Source organism: Echinicola salinicaeni, from assembly GCF_014280965.1.
Taxonomy (GTDB): Bacteria; Bacteroidota; Bacteroidia; order Cytophagales; family Cyclobacteriaceae; genus Echinicola; species Echinicola salinicaeni.
This window is the reverse complement of the sequence record NZ_JACODZ010000009.1, coordinates 219,148-244,416: the sequence shown is the minus strand read 5'-3', so window position 1 is coordinate 244,416 and position 25,269 is coordinate 219,148. Positions and strand designations below refer to the sequence as shown.

20 protein-coding genes are annotated in these 25,269 nt (G+C 37.1%); 11 read left to right on the top strand and 9 right to left on the bottom strand.

What is annotated here, in order from left to right:
• Positions 1 to 68 precede the first annotated feature (68 nt).
• The 5 genes from H7U17_RS18115 to H7U17_RS18095 all read right to left on the bottom strand — a co-directional run bounded on the left by H7U17_RS18115 (position 69) and on the right by H7U17_RS18095 (position 4,735).
• Entirely contained in the window at positions 69 to 1,028 is a 960-nt protein-coding gene (locus tag H7U17_RS18115) for a methionyl-tRNA formyltransferase (RefSeq protein ID WP_186758164.1), read from the bottom strand.
• Positions 1,029 to 2,304: 1,276 nt separating this feature from the next.
• Complete coding sequence (locus H7U17_RS18110) at positions 2,305 to 3,009, bottom strand: response regulator transcription factor (protein WP_186758163.1); 705 nt, start codon at positions 3,007 to 3,009, stop codon at positions 2,305 to 2,307.
• Entirely contained in the window at positions 3,002 to 3,772 is a 771-nt protein-coding gene (locus tag H7U17_RS18105) for a sensor histidine kinase (protein WP_186758162.1), read from the bottom strand. The genes H7U17_RS18110 and H7U17_RS18105 overlap by 8 nt, the downstream gene beginning before the upstream one ends.
• On the bottom strand, positions 3,754 to 4,185 hold the full coding sequence (locus tag H7U17_RS18100; RefSeq protein ID WP_186758161.1) for a hypothetical protein: 432 nt from the start codon (positions 4,183 to 4,185) through the stop codon (positions 3,754 to 3,756). The genes H7U17_RS18105 and H7U17_RS18100 overlap by 19 nt, the downstream gene beginning before the upstream one ends.
• Positions 4,186 to 4,405: 220 nt before the next feature.
• The gene (locus tag H7U17_RS18095; protein WP_186758160.1) at positions 4,406 to 4,735 is read right to left on the bottom strand and encodes a hypothetical protein; all 330 of its coding nucleotides are present in this window, start codon (positions 4,733 to 4,735) and stop codon (positions 4,406 to 4,408) included.
• A 357-nt stretch (positions 4,736 to 5,092) separates the two neighbouring features.
• Here H7U17_RS18095 and H7U17_RS18090 point away from each other — a divergent pair, with 357 nt between their 5' ends.
• From H7U17_RS18090 to H7U17_RS18070, 5 genes are all read left to right on the top strand, one after another.
• A complete protein-coding gene (locus H7U17_RS18090) occupies positions 5,093 to 5,968 on the top strand; it encodes an inositol oxygenase family protein (RefSeq protein ID WP_186758159.1) in 876 nt (291 codons plus the stop codon).
• 264 nt (positions 5,969 to 6,232) lie between these two features.
• Entirely contained in the window at positions 6,233 to 7,378 is a 1,146-nt protein-coding gene (locus tag H7U17_RS18085; protein WP_186758158.1) for a DUF4856 domain-containing protein, read from the top strand.
• A complete protein-coding gene (locus tag H7U17_RS18080; RefSeq protein WP_186758157.1) occupies positions 7,368 to 8,498 on the top strand; it encodes an imelysin family protein in 1,131 nt (376 codons plus the stop codon). The genes H7U17_RS18085 and H7U17_RS18080 overlap by 11 nt, the downstream gene beginning before the upstream one ends.
• A gap of 84 nt (positions 8,499 to 8,582) precedes the next feature.
• On the top strand, positions 8,583 to 9,848 hold the full coding sequence (locus H7U17_RS18075; RefSeq protein WP_230981482.1) for an HTTM domain-containing protein: 1,266 nt from the start codon (positions 8,583 to 8,585) through the stop codon (positions 9,846 to 9,848).
• The gene (locus H7U17_RS18070; protein ID WP_186758155.1) at positions 9,845 to 12,268 is read left to right on the top strand and encodes a TonB-dependent receptor; all 2,424 of its coding nucleotides are present in this window, start codon (positions 9,845 to 9,847) and stop codon (positions 12,266 to 12,268) included. Before H7U17_RS18075 ends, H7U17_RS18070 begins: the two co-directional genes overlap by 4 nt.
• 91 nt (positions 12,269 to 12,359) lie before the next feature.
• Here the strand turns inward: H7U17_RS18070 and surE are convergent, their stop codons facing one another.
• The 4 genes from surE to dnaG form a co-directional block, all read right to left on the bottom strand.
• A complete protein-coding gene (surE, locus tag H7U17_RS18065; RefSeq protein WP_186758154.1) occupies positions 12,360 to 13,139 on the bottom strand; it encodes a 5'/3'-nucleotidase SurE in 780 nt (259 codons plus the stop codon).
• A gap of 308 nt (positions 13,140 to 13,447) precedes the next feature.
• Positions 13,448 to 14,080, bottom strand: a complete 633-nt coding sequence (locus H7U17_RS18060) for a hypothetical protein (protein ID WP_186758153.1) — start codon at positions 14,078 to 14,080, stop codon at positions 13,448 to 13,450.
• Between the two features lie 111 nt (positions 14,081 to 14,191).
• Positions 14,192 to 15,427 carry a bifunctional 3,4-dihydroxy-2-butanone-4-phosphate synthase/GTP cyclohydrolase II gene (locus H7U17_RS18055; protein ID WP_186758152.1) on the bottom strand — a complete coding sequence of 412 codons (1,236 nt, stop codon included), beginning with the start codon at positions 15,425 to 15,427 and terminating at the stop codon, positions 14,192 to 14,194.
• An 82-nt stretch (positions 15,428 to 15,509) separates the two neighbouring features.
• Positions 15,510 to 17,483, bottom strand: coding sequence for a DNA primase (gene dnaG, locus H7U17_RS18050; RefSeq protein ID WP_186758151.1), 1,974 nt, complete (start codon positions 17,481 to 17,483; stop codon positions 15,510 to 15,512).
• A 236-nt stretch (positions 17,484 to 17,719) separates the two neighbouring features.
• Here dnaG and H7U17_RS18045 point away from each other — a divergent pair, with 236 nt between their 5' ends.
• The 6 genes from H7U17_RS18045 to H7U17_RS18020 all read left to right on the top strand — a co-directional run bounded on the left by H7U17_RS18045 (position 17,720) and on the right by H7U17_RS18020 (position 25,245).
• On the top strand, positions 17,720 to 18,814 hold the full coding sequence (locus H7U17_RS18045) for an Mrp/NBP35 family ATP-binding protein (protein WP_186758150.1): 1,095 nt from the start codon (positions 17,720 to 17,722) through the stop codon (positions 18,812 to 18,814).
• A gap of 9 nt (positions 18,815 to 18,823) precedes the next feature.
• A complete protein-coding gene (locus H7U17_RS18040) occupies positions 18,824 to 19,075 on the top strand; it encodes a NifU family protein (protein ID WP_186758149.1) in 252 nt (83 codons plus the stop codon).
• Between the two features lie 28 nt (positions 19,076 to 19,103).
• The gene (locus tag H7U17_RS18035) at positions 19,104 to 22,166 is read left to right on the top strand and encodes a T9SS-dependent choice-of-anchor J family protein (RefSeq protein WP_186758148.1); all 3,063 of its coding nucleotides are present in this window, start codon (positions 19,104 to 19,106) and stop codon (positions 22,164 to 22,166) included.
• 153 nt (positions 22,167 to 22,319) lie between these two features.
• Positions 22,320 to 23,093 (top strand): PASTA domain-containing protein, encoded by a 774-nt coding sequence (locus H7U17_RS18030; RefSeq protein ID WP_186758147.1) that lies wholly within the window; start codon positions 22,320 to 22,322, stop codon positions 23,091 to 23,093.
• A complete protein-coding gene (locus H7U17_RS18025; RefSeq protein WP_186758146.1) occupies positions 23,093 to 24,937 on the top strand; it encodes a T9SS type A sorting domain-containing protein in 1,845 nt (614 codons plus the stop codon). The genes H7U17_RS18030 and H7U17_RS18025 overlap by 1 nt, the downstream gene beginning before the upstream one ends.
• Positions 24,938 to 24,939: 2 nt before the next feature.
• Positions 24,940 to 25,245, top strand: a complete 306-nt coding sequence (locus H7U17_RS18020) for a rhodanese-like domain-containing protein (RefSeq protein ID WP_186758145.1) — start codon at positions 24,940 to 24,942, stop codon at positions 25,243 to 25,245.
• The last annotated feature ends 24 nt before the right edge of the window (positions 25,246 to 25,269 follow it).

Here is a 25,269-nt window from a genome sequence, read left to right as displayed (position 1 = left end):
TTAATTAAAAGTTGAAAATTTATTTAATTGTGTGTTAAAAACGGTTTTAAGTAATTGACCAAATGAGTTCAATTTTTGACAATCATTCCATCCACCTTTGGTGAATCAAACCGATGCCCTTTATGTAAGCCTAAATTGAATAGTTTTACTCCTGAAACTATCCCTTCATTCAATTCAGCTATGGTTATCCTTAAAAAGCTTGAATTTAAACAAGCCACTACAATCCCATAAGCTGAATCACTATGAACAATCGTACCAGGTAGCCCAGTGACTTCTTCTTCAAAATCTACGGGAGTCACTTCTTTTATCAAAACTCTGGTATTGCCTATGGATGTAATTGCACCCGCATATTTTGGATTAGTCGCATTAACCAACCATTCTATTTCATTGGCTTCCATGGTCTCCCAATTAATAGTTAGGTCTACTTCAACAGGCTTATTCCACCAACTCCCTTGGGATCTGTTATTGGTTTCAAGGTTTTCAGGAGCCATTTCAAAAGCTTGAAGAATTTTATCTAAAATTTCTGCACAAAACAGGCCCAATCGATGGCAGAAAAACCCGTAAGTTTCTCCTGCTCTTATCTGAACTTCTTTTTTTAATACAATAGGTCCCGCATCTATTTCCTCAGTAATTTGATGAACACTAATTCCCCCATATTCTTCTTGGTTTTTAATTTGCCAAAAAATAGGATCAGCCCCCCTGTAGGCTGGTAATAAGCCAAAGTGGACATTATAAAACCTTACAGCCCTATTTTCTATTAATTCTGAAGGGATTATCCATGGGAATGTGAATATAATCGTAGTATTAGCTCCTGTAGTTTCAAAAGCGTGCTGAAGGCTTTTTACCCAACCCTTTTTATCTAGAACATAAATTGTAGCATCAATTCCAGCCCTTTTAAGCTTGGGAACCAAAATATCACTTGATTTATCTATAACACCGATTCCCATTAATGTTCCTTTCTCTCTCAGTTTTAATAAGCTGGGGATAGCCAAAGAATCTGAATTAATTAATGCAAAAATTTTTATCATTCCATATATAGTTAGGCCATAACTCATTTGATTACCATTGATTATTCAATGCAATTTTAAATGCATTAAATAATCAATTAACCTAATGAATTTAGCGCGAATTTACTTTTTCAAGTCAATACTATTGCTCCTGTAACACTTAGACTTGGTCTAGTTTTACCTTAATTTTTAAGTAAGGAATTTTAAATCTGTAACTCTCTTATGTAATAACAAACAAAGGCAGCAATCGCTTTACCTCTAAACATTTTCATTGGTCAAATAATTGGTGAAAAAAACTTAATAAAAAAAGCAAGAAAAATAAGTATAAGACAAAGTAAACTATATTTATTCTTACTGCTTACTAAGTTAATAATTTATATTTTATTTACCATAATAAATCATTGATTTCAAAGTATTTGTAATTCATACACATATTTAAAAAACCTAAATGGTATAATTGTTTTTTTACTTTGTCGCTTGAACATTTACATAAAATTACGGTTAATCAACTACCTATTATTAATTAAAATCCCAATATGAATCATGTGGATATCAACCTATAATTAGTAACTTTTTCCAATAATTTTATTTCAAAAGATGCTAATAATTTTTATCCAATAATTGGTAGTGAGAATTCAAAAACGTCTTCCACAAAGTTTATTGGGGATTCGATTAGTAAACACAAAATTCCCAAAGAAGCACAATATATCATCCACTTCAATCATTAAAGATCACTAAAACAGTTGATGCATAAAAGAGCGGAAATACGTGATTAAAAAACAGGTAGAAATACCTGTTTTTTAATCATACGTATATCCGTCATTAGACCAGTATTCCTTTTGCTTCAAAACATGCACCCAAAAACAGAACAGTACCCACAGAAATGATTGGTTAAACCTGTTCACCGCTATCTAGCGGTCGTTAAATCTTCACCGAAGGCAAACAGGCAGTGGGAAATAAGGTTACTGCTGTGAAAGCGGTACATATTAATGATTGTAACATTTTTAAACTTACTGCTTTAACCCGTATTTAACCCCTAGTTAAGCCGTGTTTATCCCGTGTTTTAGCCGTGTTTCCCCTATCAAAGACTTAGGCCAGTCTTCACTTTAAACCCTAAAAATGCTAAGGTAAACACCTTTCAATATTTTGGTCATAAAAAGCTTGGGAATCCTTCTTTCTGTTATCACAAACAGTCAACATTATCCAATTATTATAGAGCTGAATGGCTGCTTTGATTTTCTGAATTGTTGGGGCATCAAATCGTTCAGATGAGATTTTCTAATACAGTATTAAATAATTAATCTTCATGACCTAATGGATTGACCAAATCAGAAAGTTCTATAATCCCATGCTGTAAGCCATATACAATCAGGCCCACAACATTCTTGGAATTGGTCTTCCCTAAGAGATTATTCCTGTGTCCTTCTACTGTTCTTTCACTTAAAAATAGCTGCTCTGCGATTTCCTGGGTCTTAAATTGCTTACAAAGTAGCAGTAGCACTTCTTTCTCTCTTTTCGTAATGAAGTTAGCATCTAGCATGGAAAGCCTGTTTTTCTTATTTCCCTTTTGGAAATTTTCATTGATCACTTGCATCACCTCTTCACTGTAGTAAAATCCTTTTCTCACAACTTCTTTTAGGGTATCAAGCATTTCTTCAGGACTACAGCTTTTAGTAATATAACCAGCTGCTCCTAAGTTTAACATATTAATGATAAATGATTTTCCTTTGTGGGTCGTCAAGGCCACGATCTTTAAGTCGGGATGCTTCTTTGCAATGATTTTGGTGGCCTCTATGCCATTTAATTCTGGCATCTTCAAATCCATTAATATCAAATCAGGGAAATCATCGTCTTTTGCATTTTCAAGTTTCTTGGTTAATTCCAGGCCATTACCAACATCATATAGCACTTGATAATCCCCGGTATTTTCAAGCATGTTTTTCATCACACCTCGAAAAAGGACCTCATCATCCGCCAAGACTATTTTTACCTTTTTAGTCATGATAAAATTTCTTAATAATGATTTTAAAGCCTGCCCCAATACTACTTTCAATATTCATTTCACCCCCCATCATTTCTACCCTGTTCCGAATATTCAATATACCTATTCCTGAAGAATTGGCCGCTATATTCATTCCCTTGCCATCATCCTGAAAAGTAAAAATCAATAAAGCGTCTGTCGTCTCTATTGAAATAATTATGCTGTGGGCAGCAGCATGTTTTAAGGTATTATTCAGTAGTTCTTGCGTAATCCTGAATATTATTAATCTAGTTTCTTTATCTAATCTGGACTCATCAAAATCAAATTGAAAATTTACGCTGGGGCTATCATCTTGGATTAAATCACTGACCAACTCCTCTAATCCTGCCTCTAAACCAAACTTCTCCACAATTAATGGAGAATATGCATGAGAAATTTCCCGGGTTCTATCCACTACCTTTTCTGATAAGTCTAAAAGATCTTCCCCGAGCTTTCCATGATCTCCTGAAGAAAGAACCTGATGCAAGCTTAATTTTAATGTGGTTAACTTGGAACCAATATCATCATGTAAAGCATCGGATACGCGCCTACGCTCCTCTTCTTGTGATCGAATAACAGTATGCAAAAGCTCTGTTTGATGCTTAAGCTTTAGTTCTGCATTGAGCATCTTTTCATTGATCACTTTCTTTCTCATAAACTCTATAGAGACGATTATGATAATGGTGAGTACCATTACCAATATCACCGCTAAAAGAATATAATTAGTTACCGCCTGATTTTCCATATTTCCATTACATAAAATAATTGATACAGTAGATGCAAAACAATATTTATGATCAGTATGGGTATCCGTCCATCAAGCCCTAATTGACCTAGTTTGTCCCCAAATAAGAATATAATAGAACTGCCTCCAGAATAAATCAACATGGCATAATTCAAATACCTAAAATCCATTCCCAAATCATTCAAAATAGCAGTCACCAAATAATAAATTGAGAAGAAAACGAAGCTAATATTCAATGTAAAATATGCATAGCCACCATATACCTTTGAAAGGTTATCCCAATTCAAATAATATTCAATTAATATTACTCCCAAAGCAAATAGCATTATGCCCTTTGCAATTCGCTTGGCCTTATTTTCAGGTAATATCAACAGGTAAAAAATATTATAACCTATCAACTGTATAAACAGCATAATATGAAAAAATAATAAATTGTTTATAGCCAGCTTCGCAAAAACCAAAGATAATAATTGAACAAAGTATAAAAGGCTAAAAACTATAGTAAATACTTTGGTTGGAAGCTTAGCATTTAAGAAAAACCTCCAACCAAAGACCAACACCAAGGTGTAAAAAAGGAGATGAAAATAGGTTAACCAATTATATAAATACATTTCCTTTTTTTAGCAAGAAAATTTAAATACTCAATAAGCCATCAGGAGCCATCTCTCCACACATCGGTGGACATGGTTGTGTAAAGTCATATATACTTTGGCCTTTTGCCTCATCTATCATATCATTTCCATTTTCATCCACCCCCACAATAAGTAATTTTTCCATGTCATCATCATCAATACCTATATAGGTCCTCACATTTTTGACACCTGGTTCAGCCATGACCTCTTGTAAATCAATTAGTGGAATTAAAAAACCATTCACAGGAGTCTTTTTATTATAATCCTTCTCCATTTTTTTCCACTTTTTCATCCATTTTTTGGCTGTTTCCTTTGGGACAGTATTTTTCATTTGAATTTGGTTTAATTAAAAAACTTAATTTTAAAAATACTCTTTAGATTCTCTAAAGATACTGCAAGCTACTTGTAAAAAACAGGATTATCAAAGTTTGGAAAGAGAAAATCCAAATTAATACATTACCTTTCATTTACATAATTAATTTAAATACTTACATAATTAAGTCGTATACTATCAAATAGGAATATTATGAATTTGATGAATTTGTATTATTTCATCAAATTCTCATAAATTATCTATACATTTGGAATTCATAATAGTTTATACTCCCCAATCTCAATTTCTATCTTAGAAATGGATCACTTTTTCCATTTCATAATAAAATTGATGTTTAACTAATTGTAATCTATTGTGAAAAATAACCTTTCAAAAAAAGAGATTTCCCCCCTTAAAAGTATCGAAGATTGGGAAAAGGATCTGATCTCTAGATATCCAGATCCTAAAGAAGACAAATCCAAAGAAGAATACCGTAATTATGAAGACGGAAGCCGACAAGAAACCGTCAGAGAGTTTTACCGGCTTAATCATCAATACCAGACCCTAGATTTCGTAAAAGAAAAAGAAGATGAATTCTTAAAGTTCGATAAAAAGGAAATGGGTTTTTGGGAAGCTGTGGATTTTTTAAACACCCTAGTTGATGACTCGGATCCTGATACTGATTTGGACCAATTGCAGCATTTGTTACAGACTTCAGAAGCAATCAGGGCCGATGGTCATCCCGATTGGTTTGTTCTTACTGGTTTTATACATGATTTCGGAAAAGTCCTTTGCTTATTCGGTGAACCACAATGGGCAGTTGTAGGTGATACTTTCCCCGTTGGCTGCGCCCATTCAGAAAAAATTGTCTTTCCTGAATTCTTTGAAGCAAACCCAGATAGTAAAAACCCTGATTTAAATACTAAATATGGCATATACAGTCCCAACTGTGGCCTTGATAATGTAAAGATGTCATGGGGACATGATGAATACTTATATCAGATGGTCAAAGATTATTTACCTGAGGAAGCTTTATATATGGTGAGATATCATTCTTTTTATGCACAGCATAAAGAAAATGCCTATGATCATCTGATGAATGATCATGATAGAAAAATGTTTGAATGGGTAGATAAATTCAATCCCTATGATCTATATTCTAAAGTGCCTGTGCCACCTGACGCAAAGAAATTAAGACCCTATTATGAAGATTTAGTAGCGAAGTACCTTCCTACCACATTAAGATTTTAAACCCCAATTTAATTCCCTGTAACGATTCCATGAATCTGTTACAGGGTCTTTATTTTTTCAACTTATTCCCCGTAATTTTTGGCAACTATTATCCATATAAGGATTTCCTTCCCATTAACTTTCTCTGCACTTCAACCCATAAACGGAAACAAATCTCATCTTTATTTAAAATTAATCTAATTAGCTATTGTCAATTACGATCCATTAAATATCTTTGTATCGTAATTAAAATCAGTCTAAATAAAAAGGAGGAAAAATTTACAAATGAAAGTTAACCATTTACCCATTATCAGTTTAATCGCTTTAATTTTTTCTTGTACCAACGACAACACAGATCCTATTCAAAATAATGAAGTTCCTACTTCTTATACATTTGAAAGAGACGGACAATCAACAGTTAGTTATCAGGGGCAAACTGACAGGCTAAATATGCTCTCTGAAATAAAATCCTATCTCCAAACTGGAGATGCAGGTGCTGAATTGTCATCACAAAAACTATTGGACATGTATGCTAATGCTAATAGTTCTTTTGAAAGTGCTGATTTAAATGCTTCCACTAAGCAACTGGAAAATAAAACTAATCCAGCACAAATAGAATTTTTCAAATCTATCTTGAATGATGCATCAATTGTAAGCGCAGAGGTGGCTAATAATTCCACTCAAGCTGCTGAAGGCATTGCAGGTTCTATTGAACGAGGAACATCTGGTAAATTCATCAATGTAAATGAAAAAGGATGGGAATTCACTCAATTTGTTGAAAAAGGACTGATGGGAGCGGTTTTCTATCATCAGATATTCAATGTATACCTATCCGAAGGAAAAATTGGAGAGGCTGTAGATAATGTCAACCTAGAAGAAGGCAAAAACTATACGGCCATGGAGCATCACTGGGACGAAGCCTTTGGTTACTGGGGTGTGCCTGTAGACTTTCCTAATGGTGATCCAGTTTTGGATGATGACCACAAACGATTCTGGGCTAGCTATACCAATAGCGTTGACGAATTTTTTGGAGTGAATGAAAAATTAATGACAGCCTATATTACAGGTAGAGCCGCAATCGTAGCCAATAATCATTCAGTAAAGAATGCCCAAATAGAAATTATCATAGACCAGCATGAATTGGTCACTGCTGCCAAAACAGTTCACTATATCAATGCGTCAATGAATAGCTTAAGTGCTGGTGATTTGGGCAACTTATTCCACAGTCTTTCTGAAGCGTATAACTTTGCTAAAGCCATTACTTATAGTCCAAATAAGAAGCTCTCTCAACCAGAGCTTGAAGAAATTTTAAATGTAGACTTTGGTGAGGATGGAGATTTCTGGTCAGTAACTATGGCTGGACTACAAAATGCTAAAGATAAACTTACCTCAGCATACCCTGAATTAAAAGCTGTAGAAGATGAACTATAACTTATCAATATCAAAGTACTTATTGATCATGGTAGCAGGCATAATTTGTCTGTTACCTTCTTGCGTTAAAGACACGAAGGAAAAACAAGAAGAGGTAGACCGAACACCACTACTTATCAGTATTGCAGACAATGTCATATTACCGGGATATACTGAATTCCACACTGCAGCCTTTGCTTTAAACCAAGGTGTGGATGCATTTGTTGAAAATCCTGATGTGGAAAACCTTGAAGAGCTTAGAGAAAGATTTGTGAATGCCTATAAAATTTGGCAAAGGGTAGCCTTTTTTGACTTTGGTCCAGCTTTCACATTTACCCTTAGAGCAAATCTAAACACCTTCCCTACTGATAATTTCTCCATTGATAATGCCATTGCATCAGGTACAATTGACTTGGATAAGATCAGTGCTCAAAATAAAAAGGGCTTCCCAGCGCTGGATTATCTGTTATATGGGATAGGAGAAAGCTCTTCGGATATTATTGCGCTGTACACCACTGCTGAAAATGCTGAAAACCGTAAAGCCTATTTAAAAGCGATATCAGCAGATATTCTAAATAAAACAGACCAAGTATATAATGGTTGGTTGCCAGCAGAAGGTAATTATAGAGATACTTTTATCAGCAAGGACGGTACTGATGTTGGTTCTTCTATTGGCCAAATGGTCAATTCCCTAACACAGTATATTGAATCATTTACAAGAGATGCAAAAATCGGGATTCCTTTGGGGGTTAGATCCCAAGGTGTACCAATTCCTAGGAATGCAGAAGCCTATTATTCTAGTAATTCTATTGCTTTGGCTGCTGATAATTTAACGGGCATAATAGGTTTTTACCAAGGTGAGTATGGGGCCAATTCAGGAGAAGGGCTTTACGATTACCTAAAAAGTTTGGATGCTAAACATAATGGCCAGTCTTTGGCAGATGCTATTTTAAGCCAATTGCAAACAGCGAAATCTAAGGTAGCTGCTCTCCCCTCGCCTCTTACACAGACTGTAATGAGCAATCCCCAGCCTGTTGAAGAAGCTTATGATGAGCTCCAACAATCAGTTATCCTATTAAAAGTAGATATGACCTCCGCTTTAGGAGTATTGATTACTTATCAAGATAACGATGGTGATTAATTGATACCAAACGTAAAAAATATTATTAACCAGCCGACAAGTATCGCACCCTTAATTTTATTCAGGGTGCTTTTTGGCTTTATCATGCTTATAAGTGTGTTAAGGTTTATTTTTAACGGTTGGATTGAATCCCAATACCTAGACCCTCAATTCCATTTCTCTTATTATGGATTCGAATGGATAAAACCCTTGGGAAGCTTTGGGATGTACTTCCTTTTTGCTTTGATGATCATTGCGGCCATTGGAATAATTCTGGGTATTTTTTATCGTTTTTCCGCATTGGTATTTTTCTTGGCCTTTACCTACGTTGAGTTGATTGATTTAACCAATTACCTCAACCATTACTATTTTGTCAGCATTATGGCTTTGATCATGGTATTTATGCCGGCCAATAGAGACTTTTCATTCGATTGTCGTTGGGATAAAAGAATTAGAGCCAGCCAAATCCCAAATGGATACCTTTTAGTGATTAAACTCTTATTGTCCTTAGTTTATTTTTATGCCGGAGTGGCAAAACTTCAAGCTGACTGGTTATTTGAGGCTCTTCCACTAAAAATCTGGTTGCCACCTCACACAGGCCTACCTTTAATTGGACCTTTAATGGATGAATTATGGGTAGCATATGCTTTCAGTTGGTTTGGCGCGCTTTATGATCTTAGTATTCCCTTTTTGCTTTTCAATAAGAAAACAAGGACCTATGCCTTTATAGCGGTTATAGCATTTCATATGAGTACTTGGCTACTTTTTCCTATAGGCATGTTCCCATTTATCATGATCTTGTCTACTACTATTTTCTTTTCTCCAAAAAATCACCTCAAGGTTTTAAACTGGGCTAAAGGACTTATTGGCAATGGGGAAATTTCACTTCCAAAAGACATTCAATATAATAATAAATACCAAAATCTCATTTGGGCCTTTTTTGGAGTATTTCTACTGATTCAGGTATTATTGCCTTGGCGTTTTTTGGCCTATCCAGGCAAATTATTTTGGACAGAGCAAGGATACCGTTTTTCTTGGAGGGTGATGCTGATGGAAAAGGCTGGTTATGCCATATTCCATATTAGAGATCCTCAATCAGGTAACGAATGGGAAGCCTATGCAAGGGATTACCTAACTCCCATGCAAGAAAAACAAATGTCTACCCAGCCTGATATGATATTACAGTTTGTTCAATTCCTGGAAAATGACCTTATAAACCAAGGAATTACAGACCCAGAAATTAGAGCAGAAGTCTATGTAAGCCTCAATGGAAGTGGAAGTAAACTCTTCCTTGATCCCAAAGTAGACCTGAGCAAAATACAAGATAGTTTCAGCCATAAATCGTGGATATTACCATTCGAAAATAAATGAAAACAAATTTACTGTTCATCCTATTTCTATTACAATCTGCTATTGCCTTTGGACAAGTAAACATTGGTGGAAAAGTAAGTAGCCTCGGAGAGCCACTTCCAGGTGCTAACGTGTACTTAAAAGACAGCCCTTATCGGACTATTACTGATTTGGATGGCAACTATCTCATTAAATCTATCCCCAAAGGTGATTATACCTTGGTAGTATTTTCAATGGGTATGGAAACCATTAGCCAAAAAGTACAGGTTAAGGAATCTGGTAAATTAAAACTGGATTTCTCCATGGAAACTGTGAGCGAAGATTTGCAGGACGTAACGGTTACTGACAAAAAGGTAAATACCTTTGGCGTCCGTAGGCTAAATACCGTTGATGGTAGCGCGATTTATGAAGCAAAGAAAAATGAGGTGATAGAGCTTTCGGACATGACCGCCAATTTATCTACTAATAATAGTCGTCAGGTTTATGCAAAGGTACCAGGACTAAACATTTATGAAAATGATGGTGCTGGCCTCCAGCTGGGTATTGGGGCCAGAGGTCTTGATCCAAATAGAACTTCGCATTTCAATGTACGTCAAAATGGCTATGATATCAGCGCTGATGCTTTAGGGTATCCTGAAAGTTATTATACACCTGCTTTGGAAGCAGTCGAGCGAGTGGAAGTGGTTCGTGGAGCAGCCTCATTACAATACGGGACTCAATTTGGTGGATTATTGAACTTTAAATTAAAAGAGGGACCTGAGGATAAAAAAGTAGAAGTAAACTTAAGAAACACCCTTGGGTCGTATGGCTTTTATAATACTTTCACCAGCCTGGGAGGTACTTTAGGTAAATGGAATTACTATTCCTTTTTTCAATATAAAAGAGGTGAGGGTTGGAGAGAAAACAGTCAATTTGATTCAAAAATGGCTTATACTGCACTTTCTTATAAGCCTAATGACCGCTTTAAACTGACCTTCCAATACACTTATATGGATTATTTGGCCAAGCAGCCGGGTGGATTGACCGATGCACTATTTGAGGAAAATCCCAGGCAGTCCATTAGGGACCGAAACTGGTTCCAAGTGAATTGGAACCTGATTGGTAATATCATCGATTATAAATTCAATGACAAATTGCGGTTAAACATGCGCAATTTTGCACTTATTGGGGGTAGAGATGCCCTAGGTAACCTTGGTCGTATTGATAGGGTGGATGATATGGAGGAGAGAAACCTGTTTGTGGATGATTTTAAAAACTTCGGTTCAGAAACCCGATTGATTTATAATTATAATATTAAAAAACAGCCACAGGTTGCATTAGTTGGTGCCCGATTTTACAACGGTTTTACTGATAGAAGACAAGGATTAGGTACTGATGGAAGTGATGCTAATTTCAATTTCCTTCATCCAAATGACTTGGAGGATTCAGACTATGATTTTCCAGGTAAGAATATTTCAATATTTGCTGAAAATGTATTTAACCTAAGCAATAAATTCAGTATCACCCCAGGGGTAAGGTTTGAATATATACAAACAGAGGCAGAAGGTTATTATACCAAAACTACCAAAGTGAGAGACCCTGAAACAGGTTTTGCAGTTGATTCATCTTATAAGGTACCTGAAACAAAAATAAATAGCCGCTCTTTTGTTTTTGCTGGTTTGGGTCTGAGTTATAAAGCCAATGATAAACTGGAAGCTTATGCCAATTTCTCACAAAACTACCGTTCCATAAACTTCAATGATATAAGGGTTAATATTCCAAGTTTAGTGGTGGACGAAGATATCCATGATGAAAAGGGTTATAATTTTGACTTAGGTATCAGGGGAAGTAAGGAAAATGTATTCAATTATGATATTAGTATTTTCTATTTGCGCTATAATGATAGAATTGGGGCCATTCTTAAAGTAGACCCTGAAACTTATAGGATCTATCGATACAGAACCAATATTGCTGACGCTTATAGCACAGGTATTGAAGCCTTTGCTGAAACTGATATTGTCCAATTATTTGACATGGGCAAACAATTTAAGGTCAATCTATTTACCAATTTTTCTATCATTCAAGCTAAATATTTGAATGCTGAAGAAGAAAATGTTGAAGGGAAACAAGTGGAATTGGTTCCCCCTTTTAGCATAAGACCTGGTCTTTCCTTTAGTTATGATCGTTTTAGAATGACTTATCAATATGCTTATGTTCAACAACATTACACTGACGCTTCCAATGCTGACCAAACCCCTACTGCAGTAGAGGGCATCATCCCTTCCTATAACGTAATGGATCTTTCAATGAGCTATTGGTACAAATGGTTTAAAGTTGAGGCATCAGTGAACAACCTAACTGATAATGCTTATTTCACCAGAAGGGCTACAGGTTATCCGGGACCAGGTATCATCCCAGCTGAAGGAAGGTCATTCTTCTTGACTTTGGGCTTGAAATTCTAATACTGAATGGTAGTTAAATCATGCATTAAAAAATCCTCCAAGAGAATAATTCTTGGAGGATTTTTTATATTTAAACATAATCAAATTTTACCTATTCTATATCAATATCCCATTCTTCATTCATTTGGGTAATCGCATGGTGTGCTGTCATATCAAACTGACAAGGCACCACAGAAACATAATTATTGGCAATGGCCCATTCATCATTATCCTCTCCCCTGTCAAAGTTTACAAAGTTACCTGCCATCCAAAAGTATTTTCTTCCATTGGGATCATAGCGTTCATCAAACTCCTCCTGCCATTTTGCTCTGGCTTGCCTGCATAATTTGATTCCCTTAATTTCCTCATTACGCTTTGGTGGAAAGTTTACATTCAATGCAACACCTTTTGGCATTCCATGATCAAGGACCTGTTTGGCTATTTTATAAACATATTCTTCCACATGGCTGAAGTCTGCCTTTGAGCTATAATCGCAAAGGCTAAAACCGATACTTGGATAACCTTCTATCGCACCCTCAATAGCTGCGGACATAGTGCCTGAATAGAGCACGCTGATAGAAGTATTACTACCATGATTGATTCCACTAACGATCAAATCAGGCTTTCTGTCATTAAAAACATAATGCTTGGCCAACTTCACACAGTCTGCTGGAGTACCACTGGATTTATAAGCCATAACATCATCAAAAATTTCTTCTTCATCCAAACGAAGTGTATTACCAATGGTAATGGCATGTCCCATGCCTGATTGAGGACTGTCGGGAGCAACGACAACCACGTCTCCCAATTTCTTCATGATATTTACCAATACTCTAATTCCACGAGATGTTATACCATCATCATTGGAAACTAAAATCAAGGGTTTTGCCATTGAAATATAATATTTAAAAGGTTAAGCTATTAGTTCAAATTTAAGGAAAGAAATAAAATATTCTCCCTAAAATGAAGAATGATGGATTTAAATCCATCATTCTTCATACTTATATTATATTATGTATATCCGCAATTATACCAGTAAGTTTTACCATCCAGAACATTTCCTAAAAAGAGAACACATATCTCTCAGAAACACTAAATTAAATCTGTGTAGATCCGTGGAATCTCCCGATAAATCGGGACAGGCTGTGAGAAATAAGTTTACTGGTGTTAAAACGGATAATCATATATTATAAATAAATTTTATTCTTTCAATTGATTATAATATGCCGTAATTCGTAATAGATCTCCCCTAGTATCATGTGAAAGCCTGTTTTTGCGCATGTACAATTTAACTTCATCCTCATGATCTTCCATATAGTTCATCAGTTCTTTCTTCTTTTGACTATATTTTTGAATTTCCCCTTCTGTAAAAAAGTAAAAATCAAAGTCTAGTTTGTTTGACCTTCCCATAGGTGCTCCGTACATGGGCGACATATACATATTATACATTCCCATATTTCTATTATCTGTCGTAATAAATTCCCTGCATAACAAAGTTATATCTTCTCCTTCGGTCAATAATTCAAAGAAAATAGGTACCTCATAGCCATTAGAATTAACATCATAAGGCAAACTGTAAAAGGTTCTGATCCCTCCATAGTATTCATCAAAAATTTCAAATCGGCTTATGGAAGAACTGCTAAATGTTTGAATACTTTCCCCTCTTAGCTGTACAACATTATTATCCAGGTCATATTTAACTTTTCCTTGATAGGCATCTCCATTATCCAAAACCACTTTTCCATCATGCCAAATCTCGGACGGAAAATCTTGACCTACAGCCACTTGAGAAAAAGCAAATGCGAAAATCAATATATAGAATAGTTTTTTCATGTCATTTTGAGCTTTGATCTATATTAAAATAACGAAAACCAAGACGGATTAGTTAGTGATTTCGTCCCATTTATCAGAAAAAAAGCCCTGATTTTATCAGAGCTTCTTCGATTATTTCAATTTGTTGATTTGCTTTTTCAAAATCTGATGTCCCATTTTATCTCGCTTCGTGGTGAGATAGCGCTCATTATGGGCATTGGGACTTATTTCTAATGCTACCGTATCCACAATTTCTAAGCCATAACCCAAAAGACCTGCTCTTTTAGTAGGATTATTAGTCAAAAGCTTAATCTTGGAGACACCAAGATCCCTGAGGATTTGCGCCCCTACACCATAATCTCTCTTATCCATTGGGAATCCTAAAGCAAGGTTCGCCTGAACAGTATCCATCCCTTCTTCCTGTAATTTATAGGCCTTAAGCTTATTGATCAAGCCTATACCTCGTCCTTCTTGGTTCATATAAAGGACTACACCTTTACCTGCTTTATCTACCATTTCCATGGCACTGTGCAATTGAGGACCACAGTCGCATCTACAAGAACCAAATATATCTCCAGTTACACAGGAAGAGTGCACTCTTACTAAGATGGGTTCTCCTTCTTTCCATTCACCTTTTACCAAGGCCATATGGGTTTCGTCGGTATTGGTCTGCTTATAAGCAATCAAGTCAAAATTACCCCACTCAGTAGGCATTTCTACCCCTATTTCTCTTTTGATCAAGGATTCATTTTTAAGTCTATAGGCAATCAGGTCCTTAATGCTTACAAACTTAAGATTGAACTTCTTGGCTACTTCCATCAAATCAGGTACCCTGGCCATGGTACCATCCTCATTCATAATTTCAACCAATACACCAGCAGGATATAATCCAGCCAATCTGGCTAAATCAATTGCTGCTTCAGTATGGCCAGTCCTTCTTAATACGCCTCCTCTTTTAGCCTTAAGTGGGAAAATATGGCCTGGCTTGCCTAACTCATCAGGATGAATATCATCATCCAAAAGCGCCTTTATGGTTTTGGCACGGTCACTTGCTGAAATACCTGTTGTACAACCGTGACCAATCAAATCAACTGAAACAGTAAATGGGGTTTCATAAGCGGCAGTATTTCTACCTACCATCAATTCTAATCCAAGCTCTTCACATCTATCTTCTATGATGGGTGCGCAAATCAGGCCTCTACCGTGAGTAGCCATAAAATTAATTATTTCGGGAGTAACCTTTTCCGCAGCACATACAAAATCCCCTTCATTCTCTCTATCTTCATCATCCACCACAATAACCACTTCACCTTCCCTTATTGCTTCAATTGCTTCTTCGATGGAATCTAATTTTAATTCTTCAGCCATATTATTTTATTAAATGGTCAATTTGGATGCAAAAATACATCCTTTATTGTCTAAAACCGAGAAAGCCTTTATTTAGTTTGGACTACCTGGACTTTACTGTTCCCAATTGCTTATTGATTTCACGGAGAGATTCATTCAAGGCCATTAGAACCATCTGAAAATCTGATACTTCATCCACCTCTCCTTTTTCTTCTGCTACTTTAATTTTTTGTATAGTTTCATCCACCATTTTTTCCAAGACCCTTCTCTTTAATCGGTGGATTTCATTAAAAGTAGTCTTAGGCAGATTATCCCCTTCCCTATTGGTATAGATCATGTGCTTTTGCTGCCAGTTATCTGACATCTCATGCCTTTGGGAAATCATATTGATCACCTCTGTTTTTACTTCACCATCATCTAACCTGATAAAATAATCAGGATTGGGTAAAACGCCTTTCTTCAATGCTCTTTTATATTCCACAAAGATTTTCCTGTAAATAGGCGTTTCAAATTCCAGGTCACCAGTTTCTTCAAATAGGTACTCACATACATGGAGTTCCTCGGTGATCTTCTCAAAGCCATAGCTGACCAAAAGCCTAATCATTTCGCGTTCCTGAAGCGCTAATGAATCTTTTATAGAAGTCTTGGGCTTCTCCTCCGGTAAAAAAGTTTCAAAAGGTGTATCGGGCGCCATGAAGTCCACAGGAGGTTCTTCAGGAGGCCCCGCTTGACCCTTAGCTTTGAAATAGGAATCCTTTTGGCCTTTAAGTAATATTTTATTCAGTTCAGCTAAGACGATCTCCTCTTCCATCTGCAGCAGACGAGCAGACTCCTTCACATATACCGACCTGATTATTGGATCAGGAATTTTGGCCACACTCTGTACAACCTGTCGAACTGTATCCGCCCTTTTGATGGGATCATGGGCCGCCTCTTCCTTATAAAGATCAATTTTGAAGGCTATAAAATCCCTTGCATGTTCATGGAGGTATTGCTGAAAGGCTTCAGAGCCCACCTTTCGGCTATAACTATCAGGATCATCACCATCAGGAAACACCACGGCCTTGACATTCAATCCACCTTCCAATAGCATATCAATACCACGGAGTGAGGCCTTGATACCAGCGGCATCACCATCATAGAGTACGGTTACATTGTCTGTAAAACGCTTGATCAGTTTGATCTGGTTTTCTGTCAAGGATGTACCAGAAGAAGCCACTACATTTTGTATCCCTGAAAGATGGAGGGAAATAACATCTGTGTAGCCTTCAACCAAATAACAATTATCCTCATTTCTGATAGACTGCTTGGCCTGATACATCCCATATAACACATCACTTTTATGGTATATGGCCGTTTCAGGTGAGTTGATATATTTTGGCTGCTTCTTATCGTTGGTAAGGATTCTAGCGCCAAAACCTATAGGCTTTCCAGCAAGGTTGTGTATGGTAAACACTACCCTGCCACGGAAGCGATCATACTTTCTGTTGGGATCACCTTCCTTTTGGAGAATTAAGCCTCCTTTTAATAATATATCCTCAGAATGTCCTGCCTTTAGCGCTGATTTATGAAGGTAATCCCAGCTGTCCATGGCATAACCTAGGTCGAATTTTTCAATGATAGAAAGATTAAAGCCTCTTTCTTTAAAGTAGCTTAAACCTATAGACTTGCCTTCATCGCTTTCAAGTAAATTCTCGGAAAACAAATCGCGGGCAAAGGATTGCGCGATATAAAGGCTTTCTCTTTCATTATAGGCCTGAACTTCCTCCGGAGTGGCTGCCTTTTCCTCCTCTATTTCGATTCCATATTTTTGAGCAAGTTGCCGAATGGCTTCATTAAAGCCAATGCCTTCCACATCCATAACAAATTGAATGGAATCCCCGGAAGCGCCACAACCAAAGCACTTATAAATTTGCTTAGCTGGGGAAACCGAAAAAGAAGGGGATTTCTCATTATGAAATGGACAGCAGGCCCAAAGGTTTTGACCTTTCTTTTTTAAGGGTACATAGTCATTGACCACCTCTTCAATATCGGCCCTGTCTTTGACTTTTTCTGTTGTAATTTTACTTAATGACATGCTGAATGGAGAATATGCTCAAAGATAGAAAAGTATTGTGAAACAAACAGAGCAGGAAAGCCACTCCTGCAGAAACTATTCTTTAAAACCAAGAGTTATAGCTACAATAGAAGTGAAATTTATTCCATATAATTAATGGAATTTATTAATAATCTCCATAAAGAACCAGATATTCTGGATAACAGTTTTTAAATAGCATTATTAAACTTTAAATTGCGCAAAATTTACATTCCCGAATGATTATAAGTAAAGAAAAGGTACTTAAAGCACTCTCCACAGTTGAAGATCCAGATCTTAAAAAGGATCTTGTGACCTTGGGGATGATCCAGGATGTAGTGGCGGAAGGCAATAAATTAAGTTTTAAAGTCGTACTGACGACTCCTGCCTGCCCACTAAAGGAACTGATCAAAAACAATTGTGAAGAAGCACTGGAAAAGGAATTCGGATCTGAGCTTGAATTGGACATTACCATGACTTCCAATGTTACCACGGTACGTGACAATGCTCCGCTTCTTCCGAGAGTAAAAAATATTATTGCCATTGCCTCTGGTAAAGGAGGGGTGGGTAAATCTACCTGTTCTTCAAATCTTGCAGTAGCCTTGGCTGCCACTGGTGCAAAAGTAGGACTGGTAGACGCAGATATTTCAGGCCCTTCTATCCCTACTATGTTCAATGTAGAAGCTGAACAGCCAGCAGTTAAACAGGAAGATGGTAAAAATATCATCATTCCTATTGAACAATACGGTGTGAAATTAATGTCCATAGGTTTCTTGACCCCAGCAGACAGTGCTGTCATCTGGAGAGGACCAATGGCAAGTTCTGCTTTGAAGCAATTCATCAGTGATGTAGAATGGGGAGAGTTGGATTATTTATTGATAGACTTACCTCCGGGCACTTCTGATATCCACTTGACAATGGTACAAACAGTACCTGTGACTGGAGCCGTAATCATAACTACACCACAAAAAGTGGCCTTGGCTGATGCTACCAAAGGTCTTTCCATGTTCAAGCAGCCACAAATAAATGTACCCGTTTTAGGTGTTGTGGAAAATATGGCTTATTTTACACCTGAAGAATTACCGGATAATAAATACTATATATTTGGTAAAGAAGGTGGTCAAAGACTAGCCAAAAAGTTTGAAGTTCCATTCTTAGGTGAAATACCTATTGTTCAAGGAATTAGAGAAAGTGGAGACAGTGGATATCCAGCAGTGCTGAAAGAAGGACTTACAAAAGAAGCCTTTTCAGACTTGGCTGAATCACTGGCAAGGCAAGTGGCCATCAGAAATGCAGACAAAAACAAAACCAAGGTTGTAAAGGTTAATACCTAATAAAAAGAAATGGATACTGAATTAATTGGAAAAATAGAGACGGCGTTGGATACAATTCGCCCCTATTTAGAAGCAGATGGAGGTAATGTGAAGATTGTAGACCTAACTGAGGAAATGGTATTACAACTTGAATTAACTGGAACTTGTAGTTCTTGCCCGATGTCAACGATGACACTTAAGGCTGGTGTAGAAGAGGCCGTAAAAAAAGCCATTCCAGAAATTAATCGAGTTGAAGCCATCAATATTTCAGTAGCTGAATAATCAATTACCTGTTTTTAAGAAGTAATTAATGAAGAGGATAATGCTAATTTTGAGGATAAAGTTGGTCTTATCCTTTTTGTTTTTTGAACTCTCACCAGTACTCGCTCAAAGCATACAGGCAAATATATTTCATTCCGAAAGTACAAGTCAAGATAGACCAGAAAAGTGTGCAGCTGGATATTTGGAAGCTAAGCAAGAAGAAGCCTTAGGTTTATTTGGTTCGAAGGATTACTTTGAAGCTTGGATGTCAGACAAGATCCAAACTAGAAAACTTCAGCCTCAGCTTAGATCAGCTGCCACAGAGGTTAGAAAAATACCAGTAGTGGTCCACGTCATTCATAACGGGGAAACGATTGGCGAAGGAGCGAATATTCCTGATTCCCAGATTTTGGCACAGATAGATATCCTAAACAAGGATTTTAGAAGGTTAAATGATGATGCCTCCAACACACCTGCTGAATTTTTAGATGTAGCAGCAGATACTTATATCGAGTTTGTGCTGGCCAAGCAAGACCCCAAGGGCCTTCCCACGGATGGAATTAATAGGGTTCAAGGAACGAAATCGACCTATACCCAAGCCGACGCTAATTTAATCAGTCAGTTATCCTACTGGGATTCAAACGAGTACCTAAACCTATGGGTGGTAACACTTCAAAGTCCTTATATAGGTTATTCATCCTTTCCTATTTCGGATTTAGATGGTCTTAATTTTTCACCAAGCTCCAACGAAACGGATGGAACGACCATAGATTATCGTTACTTTGGAACAGGCGGAAATGCTTCCTCCGGTTCCTTAGGGAGAACAGCCACCCATGAAATTGGACATTATTTGGGTTTGAGACATGTTTGGGGCGATGGAGGTTGCGATGTGGATGATTATGTGCTAGATACTCCAGACCAAAGTTCCAGTAATAATAATTGCCAATCTAGCCCAAGAGTAACATGTGGCTCCAGGGATATGATTGAAAATTATATGGACTACACGCCAGACCGTTGTATGAACATTTTCACAGAAGGGCAGTTGGAAAGAATGAATGTAGTCTTGGCAAATAGCCCTAGAAGGGTGAATTTGGTTAATGGCAGAGCAACCCAAGAACCTGTAATTTTCCCAACAGATCTTGCTGTCGAGCAAATCATCACTCCTCAAAATTATATCTGTTCAGCTAGTTTAACTCCAGAAGTGAGCGTATTTAATTCGGGAATTAACCCAGTGAACAGTGCTGAATTGATGATTCGATTGAATGGTCAGGTAATTGAGCAAAAAAGCTTTAATCTATCATTAAGTCAGGGCGAATCTATCAATCTTGAATTTGCAAGTCTGAATTTACCATTAAGTGAAAACAATTTTGAGATTGAAATCCTGACGGTCAATGGTGGTGAAGATGATAATATAGCCAATAACAGACTATCTTCTTCTCCTACACTACAGGCAGAACTTAGCCTGCCTTATAAATATCAAGCAGATGATTTTGATAATTTATGGACAGTAAAAAATGAAGATGGAGGCATAACTTGGGCCCAAGAAACACTTAATATTGATGGGAATATAGAAGATGCCATTGGCATCAACTTCTATAATTATGATGCAGCAGGGAAGCAAGATTTCCTTATTTCTCCGCAAATTAATTTAAGTAATTATCCCAATGCCCAATTAGTCTTTGAAATGGCTTATGCTCCTTATCCTCAAGATGGTTTAGATGATGCCTTGATTATAGGGATTTCCACGGATTGTGGGAATAGCTTTGACCTTTTGAACCCACCCTATTCCAAGACCCAGGATAGTCTTATTACTGCTGATGAAAATGAAAACAGTTATGTTCCCAGCGAACAATCTGAGTTCAGGACCGAAGTAGTCAACCTCAGTGAATATGCTGAACTTGGAAACATTAGGATTGCATTTATTGGTATTAATGGTTACGGCAATAATCTATTTATCAAGAACATCCGCATCAGACCTTCTGAGGAGTTTAAGTATAACTTAACATTGGAAGAAGTGGTCAGCCCCTCACCTATTACAGATGGTTCACAAGAAATGGAAGTCCTCAGGTTGACGAACACAGGTACATTGCCTGTAAATACTTTCCTAATGGATAGAATGGTAAATGGTGCTAGACAACAGACATTAATAGCAGAAGGTAATAATATAGCACCAGAAGAAAGTATCTTATTGGAACTTCCCAATTCCTTGGTAGATGGTCTTAATGAAGTAACCTATACGCTGCGTTCTCCAAATTTTGACCAAAACAATAGCAGCACTAGTACAATTTCAAGGTACTATATACAAGATGCAGATAGTATAGAAGCTCCTTGGAGGCAATATTTTGATAATACATTGGAACTTTCCCCATGGTTAAGTATCAGTCCTGAAATAGGCGAAAATGCCTGGGAGTTGACCTCCAAGCAAACTGGTGAGCAAGGAGATAACCTTGCTAGACTGAATATTGAAAGTACAAATGGTACTTATTGGATTGCTTCTCCCGTAATGGACCTAAGCCTGACACGTCAAGCGAGTATTTTCTTCGAAAGAGCAGCAAGTGCGATGAAAGAAAACAGTAGAATGAGGGTACTGCTAAGTACTGACGGTGGTGTTCATTTCGATCAGGAATTAGCGGAATATATGGGTGAAGAACTCAATACCATTACTGGAACGACACCAATCAATCCTAATTCAGATGAAGAGTTTAGAAGAGAGTTCATCGACCTCTCTGCCTTTACCGGTGATGAAATGGATAATATTCGTTTGGCTTTTGTAATAGAAAATGGTTCGGCAAACGCCAATCCTGTTTATTTAGACAATATAGAATTCTTCCTTTCCAATAATCCTGATCCAGTAAATCCTGGGAACGGCAATGCAGTGGTCTATCCTAATCCAGCCACTGATATCTTCAATATTGTCTTTAATTTAGAAGACTTTGAGGATGTACAGATACAGGTAATTGCCTCTTCGGGCCAAGTAGTACATGATGTTATTTATCCTGGAACATTGAACCAAACCTATAGCTTCAGTACATCATTGTTTACAAAAGGCGTATTTATCGTTAAGATCCAAAGTGACAGTTTGGCCATTACTAAGAGGTTGATCATTCATTAATTGGGTTTTGTATAGGGCGATTAATAGCATTAAAGGTTTTTAACAATTATTGGCACGTTTATTATGGTGATGTAAACGATTTATAGAAAAAATCATTCTAAGAAGACAAAATTAAAATTACCTTTACGGGGGATTATAACCAAATTTTCATCAATGAGTAGTTTCAAAGCAGGCACAAAAAAAATCTTAACCCATCTTATCATTATTCTGGGATTATTATTTGCCTTATTATTTTTCTTTTTTGAGGTATACTTACCGGGATACACCAATCATGGAGAGACAGTAACTGTCCCCGACTTGGAAAGCTTTCATTATGATGAAATTGAAGACTATTTGTCTTCTCGTGATTTAAGGTATGAAATATCAGCTGATAGTGGTTTTGTAGCAGATGCCCAACCACTCTCCGTATTAAAGCAAAACCCAAGACCGGGCACAAAGGTAAAACAAGGTAGAAAAATTTATATTACCTTAAATGCTGAAAATGCCCCTATGATTAAAATGCCTAATCTGGTAAACAGTTTGATAAAAAATGCGCAGGAAGTGTTGGCTATTTATGGCTTGGAAAGGGGCGAAATCATTTATGTTCCAGATATTGGCCAAAATGTCGTACTGGATCAGAAATATAGAGGAAGAACCATCAAAGAAGGCTTTGAGATTCCAAAAGGTTCCCAAATTGACCTTGTTGTGGGTGATGGACTGGGCAAACAGACATTGGCTATTCCCAACCTTGTGGGCATGGAAGAGGCAGATGCAGAATTTCTGGTAGTAGGTTCTGGGCTTAGATTGGGTAGAATCAATTATGTATCCACTGATACTGTGCCTAAAGGAACTATAATCAAACAACTACCACCATCAGGTATAGAGGCTAAAACAGGAGAACTAATTGACGTTTGGATTTCCGAATTAGAAAATCAAGATAATTTTTAATGAGCTTAAAAGCCAAAATAGGGATTTACTTTTTGATACTTCTGCCACTTTTTACCCAGCAGGTACAGGCACAATTAAGGCAGTTGGGAGTAAATAGAGCTGACCATAAGCCAATGGAAAACAATATTAGTGCAAAGGTTCAAGCAGAGCCTTTGCTTTTACCGTTTTGGGATGATTTTTCCTCAAGTTCCCTAGACACCAATAAATGGATCAATCAAGGAACCCATATCAGTATGGGAGCGGCCATAGATGCCCCTAGCATAGGGACAATTTTACTGGATGGTACCAAATCCAATGGACAACCATATAGTACCGATATTACACTTTCAGGAATCTGTGACCGTATAAGCTCTCAATTGATTGACTTGAGTACCCTAGAGGAAAGTGAGCAGAACAGCACTTATTTCAGTTTTTTTTGGCAAGCGGGAGGAAATGCCGAATTGCCTGATGAAGCAGACAAACTTGAACTTTTGTTTTTGGATTCCTTAGGTAATTGGAATACTATTTGGGAAAAATATGGTGGAGATGAGCCCCAAGACTTTCAGCAGGAGATTCTACTTTTAGATCCAATTTATTTTCATGATGGCTTCCAGTTTAGATTCCAAAATTCAGGCAGGTTTTCAGGTCCCTTTGACACTTGGTTGATTGATTATATCTATTTGAATAGTAAAAGAAGTCCAGATGACCTTAATTACCAAGATAGGGCACTTACACAAGCAAACAGTAACTTTCTAGGGAAATACAATGCCATCCCATTATATGAGCTTAATGCAAGCACTGCCCCCCTATTGTCGAGCATCAATAATCAGTTCAATAACTTGAACGACCGCTTTAGGGCAATGGAGTATTCTGTTTTAATCAGAGAAAAGGAAAGTCAAGAGCTCATTATGAGCTTAAATGCCAATACTCCTTTTAATCCGGTTCCCTTAGCCAATGAGCGCAGGAATTTCAGTAGTGATCCTCCCGGAGATCTTGATATAGAAGAAAGAGAAGAAGCTTTTGATATGGAAAGTGTCGTATATCTCAGTTCTGGCGATAATTATCTGATTGATGAAATTCAAGGTACTGATACTTTATACCATGAAACAGTCGATTTCAGGTTAAATGATACGATCAAAACCACCATTCCAATTAGAGATTATTATGCTTATGATCGAGGAACGGTAGATTATGCAGCCGGTATCAACCAAAGATCAGGGATGCTAGCCGTTAAATATGAAAGTTCTGAAACTGCTTATATCAATGCCATCAGCATTAACTTCACCAATGCGGCCCAAAGTGGTACCGCGGTAGATTTAATGATATGGTCCGATCCTGAAGAGCCCCCAAGGTTCACGAAGGAAGTATTGATTCAGCCGAAGAATTCACTAGAAGCATTTACGAAGTTTGAATTGGATACAGCCATTCAAGTGGATGGGGTCTTTTATATTGGTTTTGCCCAATTTACCAATGAATTTATTCATGTGGGATTAGATAAATCCAATGATACTTCTGAGGAAGTATTTTATAATACCAACGGTATTTGGCAGGAAAATACAGAGGTAAAGGGATCCTTAATGATCCGCCCCCATCTTCAAGTAACGCCCCCTGAAATAGATCCAGAGGAACTTCCGGGATCGAGAATAGAAGCTTATCCGAACCCTGCTACCCAAAATAGGGTTAACCTAAAAGGAGAATTTGATCTTGTCAAAATGTTTGATGCATTCGGCAGGGAAATAAATATTTCAGTGGTACCTGCTGAAAATGGCAAAATCATTAATTTTGTCAGCAAGCAAGAAGGAGTGTACTTCATTAAAGCTTGGCAAGGTAACACCACCCAAACAATTAGAATTTTAGTAAAATAATTATGGAAGACATTACAGTAGAAGAATTAAAGGAAAGGTTAGACAAAAATGAAAAATTTGCCTTTTTAGATGTTCGTGAAGAATGGGAATATGAAGAGGATAATTTAGGTGCTCTAAATATTCCTTTGGCGCAATTACCACATTCTCTAGATGAGATCGAAAAATATAAAGATGAAGAATTGGTAGTCCATTGCCGTTCTGGTGCCAGAAGTGGCAATGCCAAGCAATTCTTGGAAACAAAAGGCTATACCAAAGTCCGAAATGTATTAGGAGGGATCTTGGCTTTTAGAGAATTAGAAGAAGAGTAGGGATTAATTCCCTACTCTTTTTTT

Excerpts from the sequence above, each read along its gene's own strand:
- H7U17_RS18080 (WP_186758157.1), top strand. The coding sequence starts at position 7,368 with ATGAACTATAACTTATCAATATCAAAGTACTTATTGATCATGGTAGCA.
- H7U17_RS18105 (WP_186758162.1), bottom strand. The coding sequence starts at position 3,772 with ATGGAAAATCAGGCGGTAACTAATTATATTCTTTTAGCGGTGATATTG.
- H7U17_RS18045 (WP_186758150.1), top strand. The coding sequence starts at position 17,720 with ATGATTATAAGTAAAGAAAAGGTACTTAAAGCACTCTCCACAGTTGAA.
- H7U17_RS18115 (WP_186758164.1), bottom strand. The coding sequence starts at position 1,028 with ATGATAAAAATTTTTGCATTAATTAATTCAGATTCTTTGGCTATCCCC.
- H7U17_RS18035 (WP_186758148.1), top strand. The coding sequence starts at position 19,104 with ATGAAGAGGATAATGCTAATTTTGAGGATAAAGTTGGTCTTATCCTTT.
- H7U17_RS18060 (WP_186758153.1), bottom strand. The coding sequence starts at position 14,080 with ATGAAAAAACTATTCTATATATTGATTTTCGCATTTGCTTTTTCTCAA.
- H7U17_RS18100 (WP_186758161.1), bottom strand. The coding sequence starts at position 4,185 with ATGCTGTTTATACAGTTGATAGGTTATAATATTTTTTACCTGTTGATA.
- H7U17_RS18095 (WP_186758160.1), bottom strand. The coding sequence starts at position 4,735 with ATGAAAAATACTGTCCCAAAGGAAACAGCCAAAAAATGGATGAAAAAG.
- H7U17_RS18055 (WP_186758152.1), bottom strand. The coding sequence starts at position 15,427 with ATGGCTGAAGAATTAAAATTAGATTCCATCGAAGAAGCAATTGAAGCA.
- H7U17_RS18030 (WP_186758147.1), top strand. The coding sequence starts at position 22,320 with ATGAGTAGTTTCAAAGCAGGCACAAAAAAAATCTTAACCCATCTTATC.
- H7U17_RS18085 (WP_186758158.1), top strand. The coding sequence starts at position 6,233 with ATGAAAGTTAACCATTTACCCATTATCAGTTTAATCGCTTTAATTTTT.
- H7U17_RS18020 (WP_186758145.1), top strand. The coding sequence starts at position 24,940 with ATGGAAGACATTACAGTAGAAGAATTAAAGGAAAGGTTAGACAAAAAT.
- H7U17_RS18025 (WP_186758146.1), top strand. The coding sequence starts at position 23,093 with ATGAGCTTAAAAGCCAAAATAGGGATTTACTTTTTGATACTTCTGCCA.
- surE (WP_186758154.1), bottom strand. The coding sequence starts at position 13,139 with ATGGCAAAACCCTTGATTTTAGTTTCCAATGATGATGGTATAACATCT.
- dnaG (WP_186758151.1), bottom strand. The coding sequence starts at position 17,483 with ATGTCATTAAGTAAAATTACAACAGAAAAAGTCAAAGACAGGGCCGAT.
- H7U17_RS18070 (WP_186758155.1), top strand. The coding sequence starts at position 9,845 with ATGAAAACAAATTTACTGTTCATCCTATTTCTATTACAATCTGCTATT.
- H7U17_RS18040 (WP_186758149.1), top strand. The coding sequence starts at position 18,824 with ATGGATACTGAATTAATTGGAAAAATAGAGACGGCGTTGGATACAATT.
- H7U17_RS18110 (WP_186758163.1), bottom strand. The coding sequence starts at position 3,009 with ATGACTAAAAAGGTAAAAATAGTCTTGGCGGATGATGAGGTCCTTTTT.
- H7U17_RS18075 (WP_230981482.1), top strand. The coding sequence starts at position 8,583 with ATGCTTATAAGTGTGTTAAGGTTTATTTTTAACGGTTGGATTGAATCC.